The organism is Pseudomonas fluorescens (genome assembly GCF_001708445.1).
GTDB lineage: Bacteria > Pseudomonadota > Gammaproteobacteria > Pseudomonadales > Pseudomonadaceae > Aquipseudomonas > Aquipseudomonas gorinensis.
In genome coordinates, this window is record NZ_CP015637.1 from 149,527 (window position 1) to 170,416 (window position 20,890).

The 20,890-nt window shown below is 56.9% G+C and carries 23 protein-coding genes; 20 read left to right on the forward strand and 3 right to left on the reverse strand.

Annotation, left to right across the window (positions count from 1 at the left end; all coding sequences use genetic code 11):
• Positions 1 to 169: 169 nt before the first annotated feature.
• Positions 170 to 391 carry a hypothetical protein gene (locus A7317_RS30940; RefSeq protein ID WP_081329137.1) on the reverse strand — a complete coding sequence of 74 codons (222 nt, stop codon included), beginning with the start codon at positions 389 to 391 and terminating at the stop codon, positions 170 to 172.
• Positions 392 to 467: 76 nt separating this feature from the next.
• Here A7317_RS30940 and A7317_RS29720 point away from each other — a divergent pair, with 76 nt between their 5' ends.
• From A7317_RS29720 to A7317_RS00670, 8 genes are all read left to right on the forward strand, one after another.
• Complete coding sequence (locus A7317_RS29720; protein WP_024072701.1) at positions 468 to 692, forward strand: hypothetical protein; 225 nt, start codon at positions 468 to 470, stop codon at positions 690 to 692.
• Positions 693 to 819: 127 nt separating this feature from the next.
• A complete protein-coding gene (locus A7317_RS30515; protein ID WP_143036975.1) occupies positions 820 to 1,038 on the forward strand; it encodes a hypothetical protein in 219 nt (72 codons plus the stop codon).
• Between the two features lie 242 nt (positions 1,039 to 1,280).
• Positions 1,281 to 1,730 (forward strand): hypothetical protein, encoded by a 450-nt coding sequence (locus A7317_RS00640; protein WP_024072703.1) that lies wholly within the window; start codon positions 1,281 to 1,283, stop codon positions 1,728 to 1,730.
• Between the two features lie 342 nt (positions 1,731 to 2,072).
• Complete coding sequence (locus tag A7317_RS00645; RefSeq protein ID WP_081329136.1) at positions 2,073 to 2,573, forward strand: SMI1/KNR4 family protein; 501 nt, start codon at positions 2,073 to 2,075, stop codon at positions 2,571 to 2,573.
• Between the two features lie 56 nt (positions 2,574 to 2,629).
• The gene (locus tag A7317_RS00650) at positions 2,630 to 2,884 is read left to right on the forward strand and encodes a hypothetical protein (RefSeq protein WP_231808977.1); all 255 of its coding nucleotides are present in this window, start codon (positions 2,630 to 2,632) and stop codon (positions 2,882 to 2,884) included.
• Positions 2,885 to 3,508: 624 nt separating this feature from the next.
• On the forward strand, positions 3,509 to 3,907 hold the full coding sequence (locus tag A7317_RS00655) for an SMI1/KNR4 family protein (RefSeq protein ID WP_024072706.1): 399 nt from the start codon (positions 3,509 to 3,511) through the stop codon (positions 3,905 to 3,907).
• A gap of 823 nt (positions 3,908 to 4,730) precedes the next feature.
• Positions 4,731 to 5,165 carry an RDD family protein gene (locus A7317_RS00665; RefSeq protein WP_069074983.1) on the forward strand — a complete coding sequence of 145 codons (435 nt, stop codon included), beginning with the start codon at positions 4,731 to 4,733 and terminating at the stop codon, positions 5,163 to 5,165.
• A 45-nt stretch (positions 5,166 to 5,210) separates the two neighbouring features.
• Positions 5,211 to 5,840: an amidase gene (locus A7317_RS00670; RefSeq protein ID WP_069074984.1), complete on the forward strand. Its 630-nt coding sequence runs from the start codon at positions 5,211 to 5,213 to the stop codon at positions 5,838 to 5,840.
• 95 nt (positions 5,841 to 5,935) lie between these two features.
• Here the strand turns inward: A7317_RS00670 and A7317_RS00675 are convergent, their stop codons facing one another.
• Complete coding sequence (locus A7317_RS00675; protein ID WP_069074985.1) at positions 5,936 to 7,186, reverse strand: IS256 family transposase; 1,251 nt, start codon at positions 7,184 to 7,186, stop codon at positions 5,936 to 5,938.
• 197 nt (positions 7,187 to 7,383) lie between these two features.
• Between A7317_RS00675 and A7317_RS00680 the strand changes: the two genes are divergently transcribed.
• From A7317_RS00680 to A7317_RS00695, 3 genes are all read left to right on the forward strand, one after another.
• Positions 7,384 to 9,012, forward strand: a complete 1,629-nt coding sequence (locus tag A7317_RS00680) for a vWA domain-containing protein (protein WP_069074986.1) — start codon at positions 7,384 to 7,386, stop codon at positions 9,010 to 9,012.
• A 313-nt stretch (positions 9,013 to 9,325) separates the two neighbouring features.
• Complete coding sequence (locus A7317_RS00690) at positions 9,326 to 9,898, forward strand: RNA polymerase sigma factor (protein ID WP_024072715.1); 573 nt, start codon at positions 9,326 to 9,328, stop codon at positions 9,896 to 9,898.
• Positions 9,895 to 10,500 carry a hypothetical protein gene (locus A7317_RS00695; RefSeq protein WP_069074988.1) on the forward strand — a complete coding sequence of 202 codons (606 nt, stop codon included), beginning with the start codon at positions 9,895 to 9,897 and terminating at the stop codon, positions 10,498 to 10,500. The genes A7317_RS00690 and A7317_RS00695 overlap by 4 nt, the downstream gene beginning before the upstream one ends.
• A gap of 111 nt (positions 10,501 to 10,611) precedes the next feature.
• Here A7317_RS00695 and A7317_RS00700 read toward each other — a convergent pair whose 3' ends face one another.
• On the reverse strand, positions 10,612 to 11,643 hold the full coding sequence (locus A7317_RS00700) for an SDR family oxidoreductase (protein WP_069074989.1): 1,032 nt from the start codon (positions 11,641 to 11,643) through the stop codon (positions 10,612 to 10,614).
• Between the two features lie 116 nt (positions 11,644 to 11,759).
• Between A7317_RS00700 and A7317_RS00705 the strand changes: the two genes are divergently transcribed.
• The 9 genes from A7317_RS00705 (at position 11,760) to A7317_RS00745 (ending at position 20,444) form a co-directional block, all read left to right on the forward strand.
• The gene (locus A7317_RS00705; protein ID WP_069074990.1) at positions 11,760 to 12,638 is read left to right on the forward strand and encodes a LysR family transcriptional regulator; all 879 of its coding nucleotides are present in this window, start codon (positions 11,760 to 11,762) and stop codon (positions 12,636 to 12,638) included.
• Between the two features lie 377 nt (positions 12,639 to 13,015).
• Entirely contained in the window at positions 13,016 to 14,080 is a 1,065-nt protein-coding gene (locus A7317_RS00710; RefSeq protein ID WP_223817903.1) for a 2,3-butanediol dehydrogenase, read from the forward strand.
• 222 nt (positions 14,081 to 14,302) lie between these two features.
• Positions 14,303 to 15,286 carry a helix-turn-helix domain-containing protein gene (locus tag A7317_RS00715; protein WP_069074991.1) on the forward strand — a complete coding sequence of 328 codons (984 nt, stop codon included), beginning with the start codon at positions 14,303 to 14,305 and terminating at the stop codon, positions 15,284 to 15,286.
• A 161-nt stretch (positions 15,287 to 15,447) separates the two neighbouring features.
• The gene (locus A7317_RS00720; RefSeq protein WP_069074992.1) at positions 15,448 to 16,482 is read left to right on the forward strand and encodes a DUF1254 domain-containing protein; all 1,035 of its coding nucleotides are present in this window, start codon (positions 15,448 to 15,450) and stop codon (positions 16,480 to 16,482) included.
• Positions 16,483 to 16,554: 72 nt separating this feature from the next.
• The gene (locus A7317_RS00725) at positions 16,555 to 17,397 is read left to right on the forward strand and encodes a MipA/OmpV family protein (RefSeq protein ID WP_069074993.1); all 843 of its coding nucleotides are present in this window, start codon (positions 16,555 to 16,557) and stop codon (positions 17,395 to 17,397) included.
• Between the two features lie 14 nt (positions 17,398 to 17,411).
• Positions 17,412 to 18,227: an acid phosphatase gene (locus A7317_RS00730; protein ID WP_069074994.1), complete on the forward strand. Its 816-nt coding sequence runs from the start codon at positions 17,412 to 17,414 to the stop codon at positions 18,225 to 18,227.
• A 13-nt stretch (positions 18,228 to 18,240) separates the two neighbouring features.
• Positions 18,241 to 19,011 (forward strand): hypothetical protein, encoded by a 771-nt coding sequence (locus A7317_RS00735; RefSeq protein ID WP_069074995.1) that lies wholly within the window; start codon positions 18,241 to 18,243, stop codon positions 19,009 to 19,011.
• Positions 19,012 to 19,290: 279 nt separating this feature from the next.
• Entirely contained in the window at positions 19,291 to 19,710 is a 420-nt protein-coding gene (locus A7317_RS00740; RefSeq protein WP_069074996.1) for a hypothetical protein, read from the forward strand.
• A 59-nt stretch (positions 19,711 to 19,769) separates the two neighbouring features.
• Entirely contained in the window at positions 19,770 to 20,444 is a 675-nt protein-coding gene (locus tag A7317_RS00745) for a hypothetical protein (RefSeq protein ID WP_237141786.1), read from the forward strand.
• The last annotated feature ends 446 nt before the right edge of the window (positions 20,445 to 20,890 follow it).

The window sequence follows — 20,890 nt, forward strand, 5'->3', positions numbered from 1 at the left end:
ATGTCCGGGCGTGATGGGTGGTAGAGCGGGTAATCGAGGTCAGATAACGTTTGTTTGAGTGTCTATGGAATTGAGCTTGCAATATTACGATCTTTAAAAATTAGTTTTTATTTTTATCTATTTGAAATTTTTAAATAAGGCGGTTATGAAAATAACCGCCCATTTTTACTTATGAAATTTGTGAATTCAACTTCCGCCCAATCACATCGAGCAAATCACAACCATCTCTCAGCGGAATGGCCAGCAACAGCGCAAAGTCGTGAAGCACTATCGCATCACTGCTGATATCCTCCCGAAATGCGAGGTTCTCCAAAAACTGAGTCACCGCACGAATGCGATACGCGGCGGCGTCAAAGAGAACATCAAGGGGCGCTTGTGTGTCGATCCCCAGAGGGAAATAGGGGGCAGACCACGATTAGTGCACCAATGTATATTGGTGGTCTGACCCCTATTTCTCGGGGGCAGCAATGAGCATGGAAGACATAGTGGCTGACAGACTTGGAAGAGTAGTTGCTGATGGATTTGATATTTTTAAAATATCAAAAGAGGCACTTGATATTTACCAAGATCCAAAACTTTCTCTCACAAAAGCTTTAGACATTGCGTTGTTGTCACTAATGGCAATGGTCGAAGGGCCAGAGTTTGAGGTGACAGAAAAAGAATTTTATGATTTTTTATCTGATACTCGATAGATGTAATTTTCATATACCAAACTTGATCAAGCGGTAATCGGGGTCAGACCACATTTTTATAAAGCCCCCAAATAAGCGGGGCGAATTTCTCTTGGTTGCGTGGCGCACGTAATGGTTTCGGTTGGCAATGAAAAGAAATGAGTCTTGGTGGATCGCCATCTATCTTCCTTGTGCCTGTGCGTTCGGCCTGTTGTTTATGTGTGTGTTCTTTCAGGTTTCCGGGTATTGGTTGAGTGGTGGTGAAGACGTTGTCGGGCTTCTAAAAGAGTATATGACGCTCTATCTGGAAATAGCTGGGGCTGGCTTTATTCTAGGTCTCGTTCTTTGGTTTTTTAATGTTCGTTGATCCGCCAAGAATTGGGGACAGACCACGATTAGTGCACCAATGGATATTGGTGGTCTGACCCCTATTTCTGCTCCCGACCAATTTATGAGCAGATTGAGAAAGATCTTTATCTTCGAGATACAGTGAAGGGTTATCAACCCAGGTGGATATTTTTAGAAGCGCCCCCGGCAGAAAATCTTTCGAGATTGCTGGAGCTGAACAAGATTGATGTAATTATTCATAATTAGTTTTTGAGGTAGACAATGGCGAATACTGGCGAAACGCCCGATATGCTGCTGGCCCGACGCGCTGCTGAATTCCCGGCATTCAGATCTGAGCGTCTGCCGGTACTGCATAAGTTTTGTGAAAGTCTCGGATTTGATCAGCCACATGAAGTATTGATTGAGCCAAAAAGGTTTTTATTCCAGCTGGACAGTGGTTTTCAACGCGCTGACATCAATGAGGAAGATCGGGTTTGGTTTGTTACCCGTATTGGCTACTACATCGGCGAATACCTGATCTCCCTGTTTGGTGGCTATTGGCTACTTGATGATGACCAGTCGTCCCCCTCTTTTGCCAGATACGTGGTCGGCGACTTTTCAAAACCAGGTGTTAAAACTAAAATCGTCGACCCATTCGAAATAGCACAACGCTATGCAACTACGTCGGCTCCGCGCTTTTTAAGACAAGAGATCGAAACAGTTCTGGACTAAATGGAACGGGGAATCGGAAAAATAGGGGTCAGACCACGGTTTTGCGCTTTTTAGAGTTCAGCAGAATTGCTCTTTTAAAATATTATTTATTTTTTGTAATTATTCGATTTTGTTGGCCTAGTGATGGAGAAAAGTGGACAGATTTATTTAATACCGACCAGCGCCAAACCTAAATAAATCCGTCCCCTTTTTTGCTGGCTGGACATGGGAGCATGCGTCGTCGTCGACTGCTTTCAGTCAGGAAGGAATCATGCGATTAGTACCGACCGCCCAACACACACCTGGTTCTCCTTGGTGGCGCGTACTGCATCCCGATGCGGGGGCTGCGGGTGGATATTCTGAATGGGCAATTCCAAGAGGCGCCCCAAAAAATTAGGTGGAAGAATGAATATTGCTGAGTTGAACATCAATGTCGGGGGACGCCCCAGCGTGGGTTTCAGTGGTGATGACTCAAGCGTGCGCGCCCTTGAGGCTCGGCTGGGCCGTAGGCTTCCAGAAACCTACCTTCAATTCATCCGAAGTGCCAACGGTGGGCATCCTGAAGCCGGAAGTTTCTTTTTGAACGCATCACCAGATGCTAGCGTCAGCGTTGATTGGTTTTATTCACTAGGAGACGCAGGTATCGACAGCCTGGATAAGGCTCTTGATGACTGGGCTCAAGTGTTGGGGCCATTCATGTTGCCCATTGGGCGCGACGGAGGTGGCAGCCAGTTTTATATTTCGCTGGATTCGCCATCCGGTTCTGTTTGGTATTACTCACATGAAGGCTCAGAACGCACCCAACTTGCCGAAAGCTTCGATGAGTTTTTGCAGCAGTTGCAAGTTCACCTGGATTTTATTTGAGAGCCGTTATGAATCGATATGAGGGGAAGCCTTTTCTCCGGCTACTGGAATGCTACGTGCTTTCGGCTATTGATGAGCTGACAGACGAGCAGTGTGCGGCGTTAAGTGCGCTGGAGCCCAAGTTGCACGAGCTGTACGGGGTGCAAGGCAGTTGGAGTGATGTCGTCGCGTCTCAGATGGATTTTCCGGAATCCCTGGTGGAGAAAATAAAAGAAGTGTGGCGCGTGAATTCGGAAAAATTTGCGCGAGCTGGTGTAAAAATAAACGCAGAAGATTTTGCTAGAGACTTTGTGGATACCAATTTTCCTTGATGATGATAAAAGGGACAGATTTGAATGGCACTTACTTAGCAGCTAACTAGCTAGTGTGACTGGAAAAAAGAAAAAACAGAAAATAGGGGGCAGACCCTGAGGAGTCCCCACCGACCGGCGCCACGATTGAGAAAGGGAAAGGCTGGGAGCAAATCTGCGCCCGTTCACATTCAGCGGAGAAAAGTGGACAGATTTATTTAATACCGACCAACGCCAAACCTAAATAAATCCGTCCCATTTTTTTGCAATTCTAATCTCAGAGATAAAGTGTGTTCAGGTGTTTGCTTTATGTTTAGCATCGCTGGGAATCAAAGAGCATGCTTCCTCGATATGGCTTGAGCTGGTAAATGAGGAATTTTACTAGGGGGAAGAGCTCAGATTACTTTCTTGCAGTGGGAATTCCAGCGACGTGCTATATGCTTTCGATGCCTATAATAACTGGCAGGTCGTCGGAATTAGTTCTGAAGTTGATGTGTTATTTAAATAAATCTGTCCCCTTTTTTACTCCTTTTTTACTGAAGTCCAACCGATTCCGCCAATAAAGTTATCGCTGCCTCGCGATGTTCATCGGTAGCAGGTAACTCCTTGGTGGAACCAATTGCAGAAAGACTTAGGAAAATAGCTATGGAATATCATCTAACAGAGGGGCAGCTCAATGGCCCGGCTGAAATTTCGGCTGTTGATGGTCTGTCAACACACTTGGGAGTCGAACTTCCTCAGAGTTATATTGAATTCCTTAAGACGCACGACGGTGGCGAAGGACTCATTGGCGACAGCTACATTATTTTTTGGAAGGTAGAAGAGCTAGTCGCATTCAATCGTGAATATGAGGTCGAGACATATGCGCCAGGTATATTTTTGTTCGCTTCTAACGGCGGAGGGGAGGGGTATGGGTTTGACACATTGGATGCAGCAATGTCGGTAGTTCGAATTCCGTTTATAGGTATGAATCGTCAGTATGCTATATCGGTAGCGAGCGACCTTCCCGATCTATTTGCTCGATTGGCAGACCAAAATGAGTGAGCTTAATAAGCACTCACGCCCTAAAGGCATGGAGCTATTCGAGATTAAACCCGCTATCGCTGGTGGTGATCCAACCAGTCCTGAGAACAAAACTTGGTTGACGAGACAGCGGCACTTTGAGGCTGTACGCTACTGGAATCGGATTATCAGCAGTCTGCGTAATGAACGGAAGTAACTAGGGAGAAAAGCGGAGAAAAGGAGACGGAGAAAAGGGGACAGATTTATTTAATACCGCATTTCCTTACGGGGCAGCGCTGGGAGCGCTGCCTGAAGTCTGTTGTTGATCAAGGGTATACGTTTTACGAGGAGGCTTCGGGTGAGAAGAAATAAATGGATCGGTGGGTTTTTCTTATCGATCTCACTGTTTTCCATGATTCTGGCGGCTAGCCTGCTACTCGCGATGATCATCGCTGCGGTGATTTCACTTGCCCTGCACACTGACTCGCCTTGGGTATACAACTGGATCGGCTTTCCTCTTACGTTTGTATTCTCGGCGTATTGGATCCTCACTCGATGGACGTATGTGAAGTCTTACATATCCGGTAATGGGGGAATGTAGTGACCCCCTGCGATAAACCCCGACAGGTGCACTGCCGGGTACCTTTACCTGTTCAAGGACAATCAATGAAACCCGGAGAAAAGGGATTTATTTAGTACCAACCAGCGCCAAACCTAAATAAATCCGTCCCCTTTTTCGTCACTTTTTCCACAGAACAGCCACAAACACCATGACGTTAAAGCCACAGCGTATGGACGCGAACGGGGCACGTACAACATGTGCCGGCCTCAATGACATCTCTTCGACTTTTGGATAAATGACTGTATGAGCGAATCAGTATCGACCGCAGGCACCTGGAACCTCGCCAGCCCAGGCAAGCGCCTGCTCGGCTATTTCATCGATATGGCGGTGGTGCTTTTCCTGCTGTTTTTGAACAGAAACCTCGACTATGCCTATTTCTATCTGGGGTCTGCAGGAGGCCCGGCATTGTTTGATGGCCTCCACTATGTGCTGCTGTTTTCAGCCTTCGGGTACTACTTGTTTTGCGATGCCTTGCCCAATGGCCAGAGCCTGGGCAAACGGGTGTGCCGCACGGCCGTGGTGGGTTACCCGTACCCCACGAACTGCACGCTGTTCCAGTCGTTCCTGCGCAATTTTCCGAAGATGCTGTTCATAGTGCTGGACGGTCTTTTTGTACTGTTCGGCCTGCGCCGTCGCTTGGGCGATATGTTGGCCAAGACGATCGTGATCAATCTCTGAGATCTACCGTCTACTGCATCCCGTTGACTGTATGGAAACCTGTCTATGACGCTGAAGTCCCTCGCCTTGATCAGTTCACTTTTGCTGTTGGGCGCTTGTAATCGTCAACCCTGGGTGGCCTATGTCGAGCCTGCCAGCGGTACTGACACCGCCCGGTTACGCGTGATCACCAACGGCGAAGTGCGTGGCGGCAGCTATGTGGGGTGTGTGGGCAATGAGCAAGGCTTGGCCAAGGCCGGGCGTTTTTATGACGGTGACAAGCCGAGCGTCAACTACCCACAGTCACCCCTGGTACCGCCTCGGTTAGGCATGGCGCCGCGCGTGCTGCCGAAGATGGCCGAGTACCTGGGGATGACCCGCATGGCCGAAGGGGTGTATGCCGAGATCGTGGCCGAGTACCGGGTGCCGGCGGGCAAGCCGTTCCTGTTGGTACGCGAAGAATTGGGGGTGGGCAGCTACGGCAGCACCTACAGCAAATGCCCGGCGCTGTCGCGGGTGTACACCTTTGAAAAGGGCAGGCAGTACGAGGCCTATGTCGGCATGGTCTACGGCGGTGATGTCGAGGGCAAGATGGGCGTGCGTTGCCCGTTCTTTGTCTACGAGTTGCAGGCGCCGAACCAAGCCATCCCCCAGGCGATGCAGTCGACACCGGCAGCGGATCGTCCTTGTCCTTGAGAGGCGGGTCAATCTCGTAAACGTGCATTAACCCGGGGACTGTCAGATATTTTGTGTGCGGGCCGGTAACGGCCTGCCGTCAGGCAGGCCATGCTTTACCAGGTTGGCCTGATAAATCGATCTCCGTACAGAATCGCAAATTGATTCATCGCACTTTTCCAGTCATGGGCCGCGGAGCCCCAGTTTGCGGTGATATTGCGCAGTCCAAGCCAGATCAGTTTTGTCGCCGCATCGTCGGTCGGGAAGTGACCTCGGGTCTTGATGATCTTGCGCAACTGAGCGTTGATGCTCTCAATGGCGTTGGTCGTGTAGATCACTTTTCGAATCGCCGGCGGGAACACGAAAAATGGGATCACACGATCCCAAGCGCGGCGCCAGGCAGCCACTACCGTCGGATACTGCTTGCCCCATGGCCCGCTTTCAAACGCATCCAGCGCCTGCTCGGCCGCTTCGGCGGTCACCGCCTGATAGATCGGTTTGAGCGCCTTGGCCAGTTCGCGACGCTTGTCCCAGGCCGCGTAATCAAGACTGTTGCGGATCAGATGAACAATGCATGTTTGCAGTGTCGTGTCTGGAAATACGGCGTTGAGAGCCTCTGGCATGCCTTTCAGTCCATCGGTCACAGCAATCAACACGTCTTCGACGCCGCGTGTCTTGAGGTCGTTGAAAACTTTCATCCAGAACTTGGCGCCCTCGGTATTTTCTACCCAGATGCCGAGAATATCGCGTGTTCCGTCAGGCAAAACGCCCAGGGCCAAGTAAATCGCCTTGTTGCGAACCAGCCCCTCTTCGCGAATTTTGACCCGTAGAGCATCGAAGAAAATAACCGGATACATCGGCTCCAAAGGCCGCTGTTGCCATGCACCGATCTCTGCCATGACCTCGTCGGTTACAGAGCTGATGAAGTCGGGAGAAACGTCAGTACCGTACTGCTCGGAAAGAAACGCTCGGATCTCTCTGACCGTCATTCCACGGGCATACATGGCGATGATCTTGTCGTCGAAACCGGTGTAGCGGCGTTCGTGCTTGGGGATCAAAATGGGCGAAAAACTGCCGTCCCGGTCGCGGGGAATATCCAGTCGGAGCGGACCGTCGCCGGTTAGAACCGTCTTGCCGCTTTTGCCATTGCGCTGGTTGGTTTCATCCTCTGGGCGCTGCGCGCCCGGCGGATAGCCCAAGTGGTGACCTAGCTCTGCACTCAGCGCTCGCTCGATCAAAGCCTTCTTGAACGCCGCAGACGCGTCCTCGATAGCTTCAGCGGTCATCGGTCCATCGGTGAATTGCTCGAGCAGCTCTTTCGGGATTTTCGGCAGCTCTCGCAACGCGGGTTTCTTTTTGGTTGGCATACATGCACCTCTTACTCATGTTATGCCCGAACACAAAATTTCTGACACCCCCACGCGGGTTTCTTTTTGGTTGGCATACATGCACCTCTTACTCATGTTATGCCCGAACACAAAATTTCTGACACCCCCTTAACCCGAACCGCCCTAAGCTTGCGTCTGACCTTGTGAACGGATTATTCATTCACGAGGTTCAGCTCATGTCCCACACTCTGCTGTTGTTGCGTCCTGCGGCCCAGGGCTTTGCCGTTACCTTGCTGGTTACACTGGCCGGGTGCGGGCTGTCGTCAGCCCCTGAGGTCGCCCAGCCGATTGAGCCTGCGCCCATCGCCGAGCTGCACAGCGCGCAGGTCCAGGGCGCTTTGGTCAAGCGCGTGGCGATGCCTGCGCCGATGCTCGTGCAGGAATCCGCCGTGCTGGACTATCGCAGCGAGCCCCGTGAGCAATACGAAAACCTGCCGGACAACCCCGTGCACCGTGTGGCGGAAACGCCCGTCTCGACGTTCAGCGTCGATGTCGACACCGGCAGCTACGCCAACGTACGACGTTTCCTCAATCAAGGCAGCCTGCCGCCCGAAGGCGCTGTGCGATTGGAGGAAATGGTCAACTATTTCCCCTACAGCTACGCGTTGCCCACCGACGGCTCACCCTTTGGCGTGACCACCGAAGTCGCCGCCACCCCATGGAACCCCCGCACTCAACTGCTGCGCATTGGCATCAAGGCCTCTGACCGCGCTGTGGCCGACCTGGCGCCGGCCAATCTGGTGTTTCTGGTGGATGTGTCCGGCTCCATGGACCGCCGCGAAGGTTTGCCTCTGGTGAAAAGCACCCTGAAAGTGCTGGTAGATCAACTGCGCGACCAGGACCGTGTGTCGTTGGTGGTCTACGCCGGCGAGTCCCGCGTGGTGCTCGAACCGACTTCCGGTCGCGACAAGGCCAAGATCCGCAGTGCTATCGACCAGCTCACTGCCGGTGGTGCCACCGCCGGCGCATCCGGCATCGAACTGGCCTACCAGATGGCCCGCAAGGGGTTTATCGACAAGGGCATCAACCGCATCCTGCTGGCCACCGACGGTGACTTCAACGTGGGCGTCAGCGACTTCGACAGCCTCAAGCAAATGGCCGTCGACCAGCGTAAAAGCGGCGTTTCGCTGACCACCCTGGGCTTCGGTGTGGATAACTACAACGAACACTTGATGGAACAACTGGCCGATGCGGGCGATGGTAACTACGCCTACATCGACAACCTGCGTGAAGCCCGCAAAGTGCTGGTGGATCAACTCAGTTCGACCCTGTCGGTGGTGGCGCGGGATGTGAAGTTGCAGGTGGAATTCAACCCGGCGCGTGTCAGTGAATATCGCCTGCTGGGCTATGAAAACCGTGCGCTGAAGCGTGAGGATTTCAACAACGACAAAGTCGACGCTGGCGAAATCGGCGCGGGGCACACGGTTACCGCGCTGTACGAAATTGTGCCGAAGGGCGAGAAAGGTTGGTTGGAGCCTTTGCGTTACACCCGCGAGCCGAAGGCTGAACACAACACGGGCGAACTGGCCATGGTGCGTGTGCGCTACAAGCCTGCTGCGGGAGGTGACAGCCAACTGATCGAACGGCCCGTCAGCAACGTAACCACCAAGGCCAGTGACGACCTGCGCTTCTCCGCGGCCGTGGCGGCCTTCGCCCAACAGCTCAAGGGCGATGGCCGCTACACTGGCAGCATGAGTTTGCAGGACACTGCCGCACTGGCGCGCTCGGCCCGTGGCGATGACCCGTTCGGGCTGCGCAACGAGTTCGTGCAACTGGTGGAACTGGCCCAAGGTCTCAAACCCTGATCTCGAACATGACACTGATCAAATGTGGCAGGTCCCTATAAATCTCCGGCTTGGCGCTGTGGCGCAGCAAACTGGAATCGCCTGTGGCGAGCGGGCTGTTGTGGCGAGCGGGCTTGCCCCGCGTTGGGCTGCGCAGCAGCCCCAAAACACAGCCCCGGAGCTGCCTGACACACTGCAGCGCTTTTATTGGGGCTGCTACGCAGCCCAACGCGGGGCAAGCCCGCTCGCCACAAAAATGCGGTTGTTTAAGGAAAAGTTTTGATCCTTCCACATTTAGATCGGGTTCAACTTTAAAAAGGAGTTCGCCCCCTACATGGCTGTTCCAGATGATTCACCCAGCGACGAATCGCTGCTGGCCCGCTACCGAACCGGTGACGCCGCCGCATTCGAAGCCTTGTACGCGCGGCACCGCCAAGGTCTCTATCGCTTCCTCGTGTCCCTGAGCAACAAGGCCGAGCTGGCCGAGGAAATCTATCAGGACACCTGGCTCAGCCTGATCCGCAGCACCACCCAGCCACAAGGCCGGGCGAGTTTTCGTACATGGCTGTTTCAGATCGCCCGCAACCGCCTCATTGACCATTGGCGCAAGCACGGCATCCACAACCCGTTGCACGACAGCTACGATGAGCAGTTGCATGCTCAGCCCGACGACACGGCCGGCCCCGAGCAGCAACTGAGCCTGAGCCGCGACCAGGCGCGCCTCGAAGCCGCGCTGCAAGACCTGCCCGAAGACCAGCGCGAAGTCTTCCTGCTGCGCTTGCATGGCGACCTCGAAGTGCCGCAAATCGCTGCCCTCACCAAAGCCCCGCTGGAAACCGTAAAAAGCCGCCTGCGTTACGCCCAGCAGAAACTCCGGCGCCTGCTGGCCGAGGAGATACCCGCATGACCGACTCCCGACACACCCCGGATCCCGACGACTTGCTGCTCCAGCATTTTCGTCAGCACAGCGGCGGCGAACCGCCAGCGTCCATCGACGCCTTCATCCTCAACGCCGCGCGCCGCGAGGCCCCAGCGCCGCAACCGAGCTTGTGGCAACGTTGGTTGCAAGCCTGCCAACGCCCGCGCTGGCAGATGGCATTCGCCACCGTGGCCGGCCTGGCGCTGATGATCGGTGTGGTGATGCGCTCGCCAGTGCCGCAACCCGAAATCTCCACGGCGACCTTTTCCGCCCTGCACGAAGAAGCTGCCCGCCCTGCGCCGCAAGCGTTGCCTGCACCTGCGCCGATGGCTCGAATCGCCGCCGCCCCCCAGGCTGAGCGTGCGCCGGTTCAGGCTGAGATTGCCGGAGCGCTGGCGGATCAATCGGCGGTGAAGCTGAGCAAGCGCGCGCCGGTGGCAGTGCCTTCGTTGGAGGAAGGGTTGCAGGAGATTGTGAACCTGCGTCTGGCAGGGGAAACCAAGGCGGCGGATGAGAAGCTGCTGGCCTTGCATGAGCGATTCCCCGAGGAAGACCTGCCGGCGCGGTTGGAGGCGTTGCGCAAGCGTTGATCCAAAAATAATGCCAGCCAGTTAAGCGTACATCGTCTTCTGTAGGAGCGAGCAAGCTCGCTCCTACAGAAAAGCCTTAACTGACTGGCGTTGGGCTTTTTGGCCTGGTTTTTACCCCCTGCCGTGTTGCTGGTACCAAGCCACCGTGTCGGTGAGGGTTTGTTCCAAGGTACGGAAACTCAGGCCGAGCTCATCTTCACTCTTGCGGTGGTTAAAGCAGGTGCGGTGCTCTTCTCGTATCAATAGTCGCAAGGTCGCCATGCTCAGCAAAATGGGCTTGCCGGTCAGGTAGGCATAGGTCTCTTGCACGGCGGCCAACAGGTAAAGCGCCGGCAGGGGCAGTTGCCGGGAAGGTGTCTGGACGCCCGCGATACGCCCCAGCAGCGGGATTAATTGGCGCATGGTCAAGTTGCGGCCAGCCGCGAGATAACGTTCGCCGCGTCGCCCGTTCTGGGCGGCGGCAATGAGTGCCCAGGCCACATCGCGGGCGTCGACCAACGAAAAGGTGCCGGGGATCAGCCCCGGAAGCTTGCCGTTGATGACGTCCTTGACCAATTGTCCCGAGGACGTCGGCCCGCGGTCGCCAGGCCCCCACATCCAGCCGGGCAGCACCATGCACGCGTGCATCTGCGGATGGGTTTGAAGAAACGCCAGCACCTCACGGTCAGCGAGGATCTTGCTGCGGTAGTAGGCGTCCGCATCGGCTTCGGCCCGCAGGCACGTCTCATCGATAGGCGTATCCGGCGCACCGTCGAGCACGGCAATCGAAGAGGTATGCACAAACCTTCTGACACCCGCGTCATAGGCATGCTGGAGCAGCGCTCGGGTGCCGACTACGTTGATCCTTTCGAGGGCTTGCCAATGGCTGCCGCCCTTGTAGTTATCGCGAAAGAACGCCGCGCAATGGAACACCGTGTCGCAGCCTTGCAGGGCCGCCGCGAACGTATCGACGTCAGCCATGTCACCCACCACCCGTTCCACGCTCGGCAGGTCGTTGAACTGCTGTTCGCCCTTGGCCTGCGAGCGCACCAGCGCCTTGACCGCATAGCCGCGTGCGACCAGCTCCCTGACCAGGTTGTTGCCCAGCAAGCCGGTGGCACCTGTCACAAAGGTGCTGCGCAAGCGGTTGGGGTTCGTGTTCATACAGGCCATATCCATGGTTTGAAAGGCCGCTAGATATACCGCTGAGACCGCGCCCGGAAAACGGCGACTGCTGCATAATGGCTTTGCACATTTGCAGACCAGGGAAGAACACGGATATGGCGCTGCAAGCAAATTGGGATGATCTGCGCCTGCTGTTGGCGGTCTCGCGGCGGGGCAGCTTTCTGCAGGCAGGCCAGTTGCTCGGTGTCGCTGCGTCGACCGTTTCCCGACGCCTGAGCCAACTGGAAGCGGCCTTGGGTGAGCCATTGGTCGAGCGCGGGGTCGAGGGCTGCTGGCTGACCTCGCGGGGGCAATCCCTGGTGGACGTGGCATTGGCGGCCGAAGCCGGCCTGCGCCGCCAGACGACGGTGGAAGGGGGCGGGGCGCAGGCAGCGCTAAGCGGCACCGTGCTGATCAGTGCGGGAGAAGGGTTTGCGACCTGCATACTGGAGGCCGCGAATCGTTTTACCGCGTTGCACCCTGGCTGCTCGGTGGAACTGCAGATCACCACCGACTTTCACAAGATCGTACGTGGCGTGGCCGACATCGCTGTGCGCACAGCGCACCTGGGTGAGCCCTCGCTGATTTATCGAGCGCTGGGCACGCTGGCCTATGGCGTCTTCGCCGATGCCGGTTACCTGCAACGTTTTCCGGCGATGACGCCGGCCACGGCGGCCTGTATCGCCTTGCTCCCGCCGTTGGACCTGCTGCCGCAAATGCGCGCGGCAAAGGCCGCCGGCCTGGACCATGCGCCGATCCGCGTGAACTCATTTGCCGTGCAGCTGGAATCGGTGAGGCGCGGCATGGGCGTGGCGGTGCTGCCGCGTATCCTGGCCGAGGGCCTGAGCGAAGTGTTCCAGGAGATTGAACTGCCGCCGATGGAGGTCTACCTAGTCACCCGGCCCCAGGCGTTGAAACAGGCGCATATCCACGCATTCTTTACCCAGCTTGAACAGGTGCTGCGCGCGACATTGCAGGACACACCAACCGAGTGAACGCGTCGTTGCGCTGGTTGGCTGCGCCTGATGGTCGGGCGGGGGCAGGGCGCGCGGTAGACCGGGGTGGGCTGACAAAACGTCATAGCGGTGGCTTGGCCCGATCGAGCGTCGCCCGTGGGTACCGGGGCTGGCGATGAGACGCAACGTCTCACGGTCTCGTCGCTATCGCGTGCCGTCTGGCATGGCGCGTCTCATTTGAACGCGATGGCGGCCCTCCGTGGTTTCCATTGGGCCGCTCTAAAAAAGGGCTGTGCGGGCGTTCTTGCGGAGCTGGCACCGGCCTTGCTCTGGCTCTGGCAAACCGTCCGGCGCGTCAGTGCCAACCGTATCAAGGAGCCTTCGCTATGACCCTTTCGCTCAACTCGCAACGCAGCATGCGTGCCGCTGTCTGGCACGGTCGTAACGATATCCGCGTCGAAGACGTTCCACTGCCCGTTTCGCCGCCTGCCGGTTGGGTGCAGATCCGAGTGCAATGGTGCGGCATTTGCGGCTCGGATTTGCATGAGTACGTGGCCGGCCCGGTGTTCATACCGGTTGACGCCCCGCACCCGCTGACCGGGATAAAAGGCCAGTGCATTCTCGGTCACGAGTTTTGTGGCGAGATCGTCGAACTCGGTGCCGGCGTGCAGGGCTTCAGCGTCGGCGAGCCGGTGGCGGCCGATGCGTGCCAACATTGCGGCACCTGCTACTACTGCACCCACGGGCTATACAACATTTGCGAGAACCTGGCTTTCACCGGCCTGATGAACAACGGCGCCTTCGCCGAACTGGTCAACGTGCCAGCCAACCTGCTGTACAAGTTGCCGGCGAACTTTCCGGCTGAAGCCGGCGCACTGATCGAGCCTCTGGCGGTGGGCATGCACGCGGTGAAAAAGGCCGGAAGCCTGTTGGGGCAAAACGTGGTGGTGGTCGGCGCGGGCACCATTGGCCTGTGCACCATCATGTGCGCCAAGGCGGCGGGTGCGGCTCAGGTGATCGCCCTGGAGATGTCCGGAGCGCGCAAGGCCAAGGCCCGGGAAGTGGGGGCGACCCATGTGCTCGATCCCAATCAATGCGATGCCCTGGCCGAGGTACGACGCCTGACGGGCGGGCTCGGCGCGGATGTCAGTTTCGAATGCATCGGCAACAAACACACGGCCAAGCTCGCGATCGACCTGATCCGCAAGGCCGGCAAGTGCGTACTGGTGGGCATCTTCGAGGAGCCCAGTGAGTTCAACTTTTTCGAGTTGGTGGCGACGGAAAAACAGGTACTCGGCGCGCTGGCCTATAACGGTGAATTCGCTGACGTGATCGCTTTTATCGCCGATGGTCGGCTGGACATCACGCCACTGGTGACGGGGCGCATTCAGTTGGAACAGATCGTGGGCCAGGGCTTCGAGGAACTGGTCAAAAACAAGGAACACAACGTGAAAATCATCGTGTCACCCGCTCGGGTCTGAAGCGAAGGATGAGCGTTGCGGTCTTTGCCCCGCCTCTACAAAAGCCCCAGGTTCTTTGACCTGGGGCTTTTTCGTGTGTAAGTGATGAGCTTGCCGCTGAATCGATGCTCAGGGTGACAGTGCTGTCGATCGCGCGATTTTGGCAAACAATTTGCCTATGCTATGCCAGCATGCCAAGACGGTTTTCAAATGCATTGCCTTTAGAACCAGGAACGGACACCCATGACGAATGCTGCGCCCGCCATCAGACTCAGCACACTCAGGCAAGTCGCCCCCTATCTGAGTATGCGAGGGGTGTCGCCACTGGAGTTCTTTCGACGGTTCGGTATTTCTCCGCATGTTTTTCAAAACCCAGAAGCTTGGGTACCGCGAGCGGCCTGCTTTCATATCGCCAATGAAATGGCCGCTATCGCACAGGACCCCTTCGGCGGGGCGATGATAGGGCACCTCACCGATATGCGCTCAACCGGCATGTGGGGCGAATTGATATTGGGCTCGACCAACCTTGCTCAGGCGTGTGCGGCGGCGGCGGTGCACACGGATTTGCTGCATCAGGGAAGCGAAGTAAAGATCGTCACCGAAGGGCGCACGACGAAACTGATCCAACACTTTACCGGGCACCACGGGGCTGATCCGAAGCAGGTCATTTTCGGCACCCTTGCGGTGCTGAGAAAAGTGCCGCTCATGTCCGGCGCGCCAGGCGCTATACGGGTACATTTAAAAAATCCGCGAGAACGAGGCGACGAGGCGCTTGAAGAGCACCTGGGGCCGAACCTCGTAATGAACGCTGCGCACAACATGATCGAATTTGATCGTGAGTTGCTCGAGATCCCCCTGCAGCCTTTCCGAGATGTGGCCTGGAAAACCACCCAAGCCTTGAAGTCGACCGCTGACGCTGCTGATGTGCTCGCCCAGCAGATAGCCGATCAGGAGGTTTCCAAACTTGCCTCTATTTCAAGAAAAATTGGGCTGTCTGCTCGAACGCTACAGCGGCGTCTCGAACATTGCGGCATAGACTTCGACGCTTTACGTGACGAGACACGTCGCAGTGAAGCCCTTCAGTTGATTGCCAGCGGCAGATACAGCGCGACCGAAATTGCCTATATGGTCGGCTACAGCGACCCAGCGCATTTTACCCGCGCCTTCAAGCGTTGGACTGGGAGCCCGCCGTCGCACTATCGCGCGCTCTTGAAACAGGATCGTTAACACCCTCTTCTGACACCCATCCCCTCAAACACTTCACCCCTTTCCGGGGCGGCCTTCGCGTACGCGCTCACCTTGCTTTTGGCACCAAATGGCAAGTTTGCGCCAAGGCGTTCTTATACAGTCAAAAAATTAACGCCAACTAATAAAACCAAGAGGTTTAAATGTCCCATTCATCCACGGCCTGTGCCCTTGCGATGGCGCTGGTGGTTTTTGGAAGTGCGAACGCTCAGTCATCCCCGGAGGCGGCGATACCGGTAGGTGTAGATAACTTTGTCCGTGCCGAGTCCGACCTCTACTTGGGAAAAATGGTCGCAAGTGGCAGTTTGGGCCGCTTTGTTCATAGCCGCGAAGCGGTGGCCATTGACGCCCAGAATGTGGTCCGGATGAATCGGGACACGCTCTATTCGTCAGCCGTGTTCGATCTCGATGCAGGCCCCGTCACGATCACCTTGCCTGAGGCCGGTGGGCGGTTCATGTCCATGGCGGTGATCAATGAAGACCACTACGTGCCCCTCGTCACTTATGGCGCTGGCCGCCAGACACTGACGAAAGAGGCCATCGGCACACGCTATGTGTTTGTCGCTGTGCGCACGTTCTTCGATCCCGCGGATCGCAAAGACCTTGAAAAGGTCCATGCACTGCAGGACTCCATCGCGGTCAGCCAGGCCAAGGTTGGCGAGTTTGTAGTACCTAAGTGGGACCCGGCGAGCCAGGCCAAGGTGCGTGAGGCGCTGGAGGTCCTGGGTTCGACGATTCCTGACTACAACCAATCCTTTGGCCCCAAGGGCGCGGTCAATCCCATCCATCACTTGATCGGTACCGCGACGGGGTGGGGTGGGAACCCCGCCAAGGACGCTATCTACCTCGGCGGCGTTATGCCTGAGAACGATGGGAAAACCATTTACCGGCTCAAAGTCGGAGAGGTCCCGGTCAATAGTTTCTGGTCTGTCAGTGTTTATAACGCCGACGGTTACTTCCAGAAGAACCCCTATGACGCCTATTCGTTGAACAACCTCACCGCGAGGAAAAGTGAGGATGGCTCGATTGTCATCCAGTTCGGCGGTTGCGACGGGAAGATTGCTAATTGCCTGCCTACCACACCTGGCTGGAACTACACGGTCAGGCTTTATCAGCCGAAAGAACAAATTTTGAATGGAAAGTGGAGTTTCCCGAAGCCGCAGGCCGTCGAGCTCTAACTCATAACGTTCGACTTTTATAACTGGGCACCCACGCCAATAAGTTTGGTTTTACACCCAAGGAAAGAAGCAATGACAACCATCGGTGGTTCAAACTCTTTCAAATATAAAGCGGCGCTCATGACCAGTGCGACCCTCGCCTTTGCGATGGCGTTGCCTGCGCACGCAGACGACTCAAGTGAGCCCTCGGTGACCGTCGGTGGCGGACTCGCCGTCGGCCCCTTGTATGAAGGTTCTTCGCACTACGCCGCGTTCCCGTCACTGAAACTCAAAGCGGTTTTGCCTACCGAAAACTGGGGCAAGTTTACTGCCGCGTTCCCCGATGGTCTGCGTTGGGACTTGCCGGGGTTGTCACCTTTTGGAGTGGCCCTGCTGATTGGCTACGACCAGGGCCGCAAGGAAAGAATCCACACCCTGGGCGGTCGTGATGACTACCTCAAAGGCATGGGTAACCTGGACAGCACTGCCCTGGTCGGGGCGGAAGCGTACTGGGTGCTGCCGGCCGGCCGCCTGTTTGTTCGTGGGCTGCAAGCCAGCCAGAGCCGCGATTACGGTGGCGAGAGCCTGGGGCGTACCGCGTTCCTGGAAGCCGGTTTCGCCACAGCCTACGCGCTGTCTTCCACCTTGACCCTGGACTCGACCCTGTACGGCACCTGGAGCAATGAGAAAGACATGATGGCGCGCTTCGGCGTCACCGCCCAACAAGCCGCGCGTACCGGCTTCGAGGAATATCACCCCGGTGGCGGGATGCGCGACGTGACCCTGAAGCTGGGCCTCACCTGGCAATGGCAGCCACAGCTGGCGTTGGAAGGCGGCATCAAGACCTACGCCCTGGTCTCCGACGCCCGTAACAGCCCGCTGACGGGTGAGAACGTGGGCGCAGGCGCCTATCTGAATGCCCTTTACCGGTTTTGATAAGGGAACACTCGATGAAAACAGTACATAAGCAGTTGGGGCTGGCGGGCCTGCTCTGGTCGGGGCTGGTGCTTGCCGACGATGCTGCGCCCAAGGTCACGGACCCTCACTTCAAGCTGGCCCCCGGCTATCTGAACTCGGCAGACCTGCCATTGCGCCTGGCGTTGCTGGGCGCCCCACCAAAGCCTGACTCTGCGGCGCTGGCACGGGATGAGGAGGCTCGGCGAGCAGCGCTGTCGCTACGCGGTACGGCTCGGGAGAAACTCGCCGCGGCGGATGCGGAGCTGGCATTCCCAGGCCCGGCCAACGCATTCGCCTGTGCGCTGGGCACGCCGATCACCGAGAAAAATACACCGCATCTTTATACCTTGATGCAGCGCACCCTGTCGGATGCGGGCGGTTCCACCTATGCCGGGAAGAATGCCTACAACCGCACCCGACCCTTCGTGGCACATAACGAAGGGACCTGTCGCAAAGACATGGAACCGCTGCTGCGCACGGATGGTTCCTGGCCTTCCGGCCACTCCGCCGCCGGTTGGGCCTGGGGGCTGTTGCTGGCCGAGATTCAGCCTGCCCGTGCAACCGAGTTGATGACCCGCGGGTTGTCATTCGGCCAGAGCCGCGTCATCTGCGACGCCCACTGGCAGAGCGACGTCGATGCGGGCCGCATCATGGGCGCTGCGACGGTTGCGAGCTTGCATAGCAATCCGGCGTTCCTGGCGGATCTGGCGGCGGCGAAGGAAGAGGTCAAGGCCGCACAAAAAGCTGGCTTGAAGCCCACACAGGACTGTGCGGCCGAGGGCGTGGCGCTCTCGCTGACTCATCACTGATCAGGGACACACCATCATGCACAGTGACAACCCCCGCTCGGCTTTGTGGCGCAAGCACGCCCATCTGGCGCTGCTGGCTGGCGCCTTTGTCGCCGCCGGGCCCGCCATGGCGGCAGACAACGATGACTGGACATTCAACGGCGGCCCTTACGTATGGGGCGCCGGTATTCGTGGGCACGTGGGTCATAGCAGCACGGGCACCCAGTTCATAAAGTCCGACTTCTCCGACATCGCCAAGACGGTCGATATGTCGGTGATGCTGATGGGGGAGGCGCGTCGGGGCCCCTACAGCGTGCTCGCCGACCTGATGTACATCGACACCGACACCCGCAACCACCTGCCGGGGGGCGCCAAACTTGAGGTCGAAAGCAAGACAGCCTCCGGGTTCCTGGGGGGCGGCTACACGGTGCTGGGTGATGAAAACCGCCGACTGGATGTCGCCGGCGGCGTACGTGTCTGGTACAGCGGCACCACCCTCACCTTCCATGGCGGACCACTCGGTGGCTTATCCGGCTCTGACAACGCCACATGGGCAGACGCCATGGCAGGCCTGCGTGGGCACTATGCCGTGAACGATCGATTCTGGCTGTCATCCTGGGGGATGGCGGGTGCCGGGCAGTCTCGAGAAGACTGGGACCTGGCAGCGCTGGCCGGCTGGGAGTTTTGGCCCGGGTTTTCAGCGGTGGCCGGTTACCGGGCGATGGGGGTGAATTATCGCCATGATGGCTTCGTCTACGACATCGTCCAGAAGGGGCCTTTGCTGGGCATCAGTGGGCGATTCTGAAGCTTGCACCGTCAAGCTCCCCAACAGCCCAAGGGGCTGTCTTCCCACCTGAAAACAGGACGGATGCCCGCTGTTCGGGGAGGCCCCTCGGCCACCCCGAAAAGCGAATGCCCCGACGAGTCGGGCACTTACTTTGAGCTGCGCCTGAGCGCGTTCCACACAGCCTGGAACGCGGGCTTTTTTGCTGCCTGGAATTGACCCTGGCCGCCAATAGCCGTCGGGCCAAGCCGTAACATCGTTTTGATTTCACTCGAAAGGACTGTCGTGGAGACCCGGCCTATGGTTCAAGAATTCAATCACCATCGTGAATGGGTAGCGGCGCTTGATAAGTACGAGAAACGCCTGATTGAAAACCCCGACCTCCGCTGGGAAGGGCAGCCGGGCGATCAACACACCCGCATGGCACTCGGGCTATACAAACTCAAGTGTTTCGCCGAGCGCATGCGCAAGGACAGCACGGCAATCTGGACCAGACTGGAAGCCATGGACGAACTTCGGCTCCATCTGATCAGCGAACATCACTGGACCCTACAGGACGTGCGGCGAATACAGGACGAAGAGGATTTTGTGTTCCTTCTTCATGATGAATTGCAGCAGATGAAACTCACCGAGCAAGAGGCCGAACCTGTTCGGCAGTGGACGGATCATCTTGGGTCAAGGGGAGAGTTCCAGCAGCACTACCGGGATTGCGTTTTATAGGGCGGGGGCAGGGGATTCGTGGAGAGAAGATGGGGCGGCGGCGGTAGCGGTAAGTTGTCATGGGCAGCGAGGAAATAATCGACCACAAGGCATCTCCGGCCCTTAGCCCATGCCGTCCCGAGCGCTTCTTTCAAACCTGGGTCAGCCCAGCACTGGCGATCAGCAACTGGAACAAATTAAATGTCGTGTTGGTCTCAAGTGTGCCTCCTGGCAACGAACTGTTCTTACGTGGGGGGCAGTCCGCAGCGTTGGGGTATTTTTTCCATAGGAGGTTTCGCGTGCCCTGGAAGTCAAATCTGGTAGTGCTCGCCCTATCTGCCGTTGCCGTTTCGGCGCAGGCCCAATCCGATCTTGAAGTGGTCGAGGCGATGGTTACTCGCTCGGCCAATGTCTGCCCAGGCCACAGCACCGAACGCACCACGCCCACGGTGAAGGCGGTACCTGTTGGCGCGTTGCGGGTTATGCTTGACCGCGGTTTGGTCATGTGCCCCGACCGGCGCCTCGATATCGACGCGCCGGCTGTGTTCTACGGCAGAGTTGGCGTATTCGAATGGAACCCGGAAGTGCCTGCAAGCTCAGAGGTGATCGCCAAGCAGATCGACACCATGACCCGCAAGGACGAGTACCCATCGGACACCTTGGTTTGGGATGCCAAGGGTATGCCACTGCAGCAGCGCACTGTTCCGGCTTTCGAACCCAAACCAGGGGCTGCTGTGCTGTACCAGATACGGTAAGCCCAGTGTTCGGGGATCGGGGGGGTCATTAACGTTGTGCTGGGCTTTGGCTTGAATCGCCAGGTCCACGCCGAGGGTGGGCGCCATCCGTTCTTTTTCGTGCCCATGCCTGAGGTACGAGAAGGTGGTTAGGCTCAACCTGAAGCTGATGGCAGGTAGATGTGGGCAACTTCGAAGTATCTGTGAGGTTGGCTTAGGTCGGGGCTGCTATTTGGAAGCTTCGGGGAGTTCAAATTGAATGCTCATGACGAGCTGTCCACGCCGTTAGTTTCACTGCTTTGATGTGATTTCCTCCATCGAAAAACGCATCAACCAATCGTCCACGAAAAAGCCCCAGATCTTTCGAACTGGGGCTTTTTCATTTCTATATGGTGCCCGGCGGGCTTCTTACCGGATCACTATCCATTTGAAAATAAAAAGTTTTTCTTTGTGTTTTTAGGTAAGGG

What these genes read in the sequence shown, in the direction of transcription:
- A7317_RS29720 (WP_024072701.1), top strand. Translation starts at nt 468, where the DNA reads ATGAGCATGGAAGACATAGTGGCTGACAGACTTGGAAGAGTAGTTGCT.
- A7317_RS30515 (WP_143036975.1), top strand. Translation starts at nt 820, where the DNA reads ATGAAAAGAAATGAGTCTTGGTGGATCGCCATCTATCTTCCTTGTGCC.
- A7317_RS00640 (WP_024072703.1), top strand. Translation starts at nt 1,281, where the DNA reads ATGGCGAATACTGGCGAAACGCCCGATATGCTGCTGGCCCGACGCGCT.
- A7317_RS00645 (WP_081329136.1), top strand. Translation starts at nt 2,073, where the DNA reads ATGGGCAATTCCAAGAGGCGCCCCAAAAAATTAGGTGGAAGAATGAAT.
- A7317_RS00655 (WP_024072706.1), top strand. Translation starts at nt 3,509, where the DNA reads ATGGAATATCATCTAACAGAGGGGCAGCTCAATGGCCCGGCTGAAATT.
- A7317_RS00665 (WP_069074983.1), top strand. Translation starts at nt 4,731, where the DNA reads ATGAGCGAATCAGTATCGACCGCAGGCACCTGGAACCTCGCCAGCCCA.
- A7317_RS00670 (WP_069074984.1), top strand. Translation starts at nt 5,211, where the DNA reads ATGACGCTGAAGTCCCTCGCCTTGATCAGTTCACTTTTGCTGTTGGGC.
- A7317_RS00675 (WP_069074985.1), bottom strand. Translation starts at nt 7,186, where the DNA reads ATGCCAACCAAAAAGAAACCCGCGTTGCGAGAGCTGCCGAAAATCCCG.
- A7317_RS00680 (WP_069074986.1), top strand. Translation starts at nt 7,384, where the DNA reads ATGTCCCACACTCTGCTGTTGTTGCGTCCTGCGGCCCAGGGCTTTGCC.
- A7317_RS00690 (WP_024072715.1), top strand. Translation starts at nt 9,326, where the DNA reads ATGGCTGTTCCAGATGATTCACCCAGCGACGAATCGCTGCTGGCCCGC.
- A7317_RS00695 (WP_069074988.1), top strand. Translation starts at nt 9,895, where the DNA reads ATGACCGACTCCCGACACACCCCGGATCCCGACGACTTGCTGCTCCAG.
- A7317_RS00700 (WP_069074989.1), bottom strand. Translation starts at nt 11,643, where the DNA reads ATGAACACGAACCCCAACCGCTTGCGCAGCACCTTTGTGACAGGTGCC.
- A7317_RS00705 (WP_069074990.1), top strand. Translation starts at nt 11,760, where the DNA reads ATGGCGCTGCAAGCAAATTGGGATGATCTGCGCCTGCTGTTGGCGGTC.
- A7317_RS00710 (WP_223817903.1), top strand. Translation starts at nt 13,016, where the DNA reads ATGCGTGCCGCTGTCTGGCACGGTCGTAACGATATCCGCGTCGAAGAC.
- A7317_RS00715 (WP_069074991.1), top strand. Translation starts at nt 14,303, where the DNA reads ATGACGAATGCTGCGCCCGCCATCAGACTCAGCACACTCAGGCAAGTC.
- A7317_RS00720 (WP_069074992.1), top strand. Translation starts at nt 15,448, where the DNA reads ATGTCCCATTCATCCACGGCCTGTGCCCTTGCGATGGCGCTGGTGGTT.
- A7317_RS00725 (WP_069074993.1), top strand. Translation starts at nt 16,555, where the DNA reads ATGACAACCATCGGTGGTTCAAACTCTTTCAAATATAAAGCGGCGCTC.
- A7317_RS00730 (WP_069074994.1), top strand. Translation starts at nt 17,412, where the DNA reads ATGAAAACAGTACATAAGCAGTTGGGGCTGGCGGGCCTGCTCTGGTCG.
- A7317_RS00740 (WP_069074996.1), top strand. Translation starts at nt 19,291, where the DNA reads ATGGTTCAAGAATTCAATCACCATCGTGAATGGGTAGCGGCGCTTGAT.
- A7317_RS00745 (WP_237141786.1), top strand. Translation starts at nt 19,770, where the DNA reads ATGGGCAGCGAGGAAATAATCGACCACAAGGCATCTCCGGCCCTTAGC.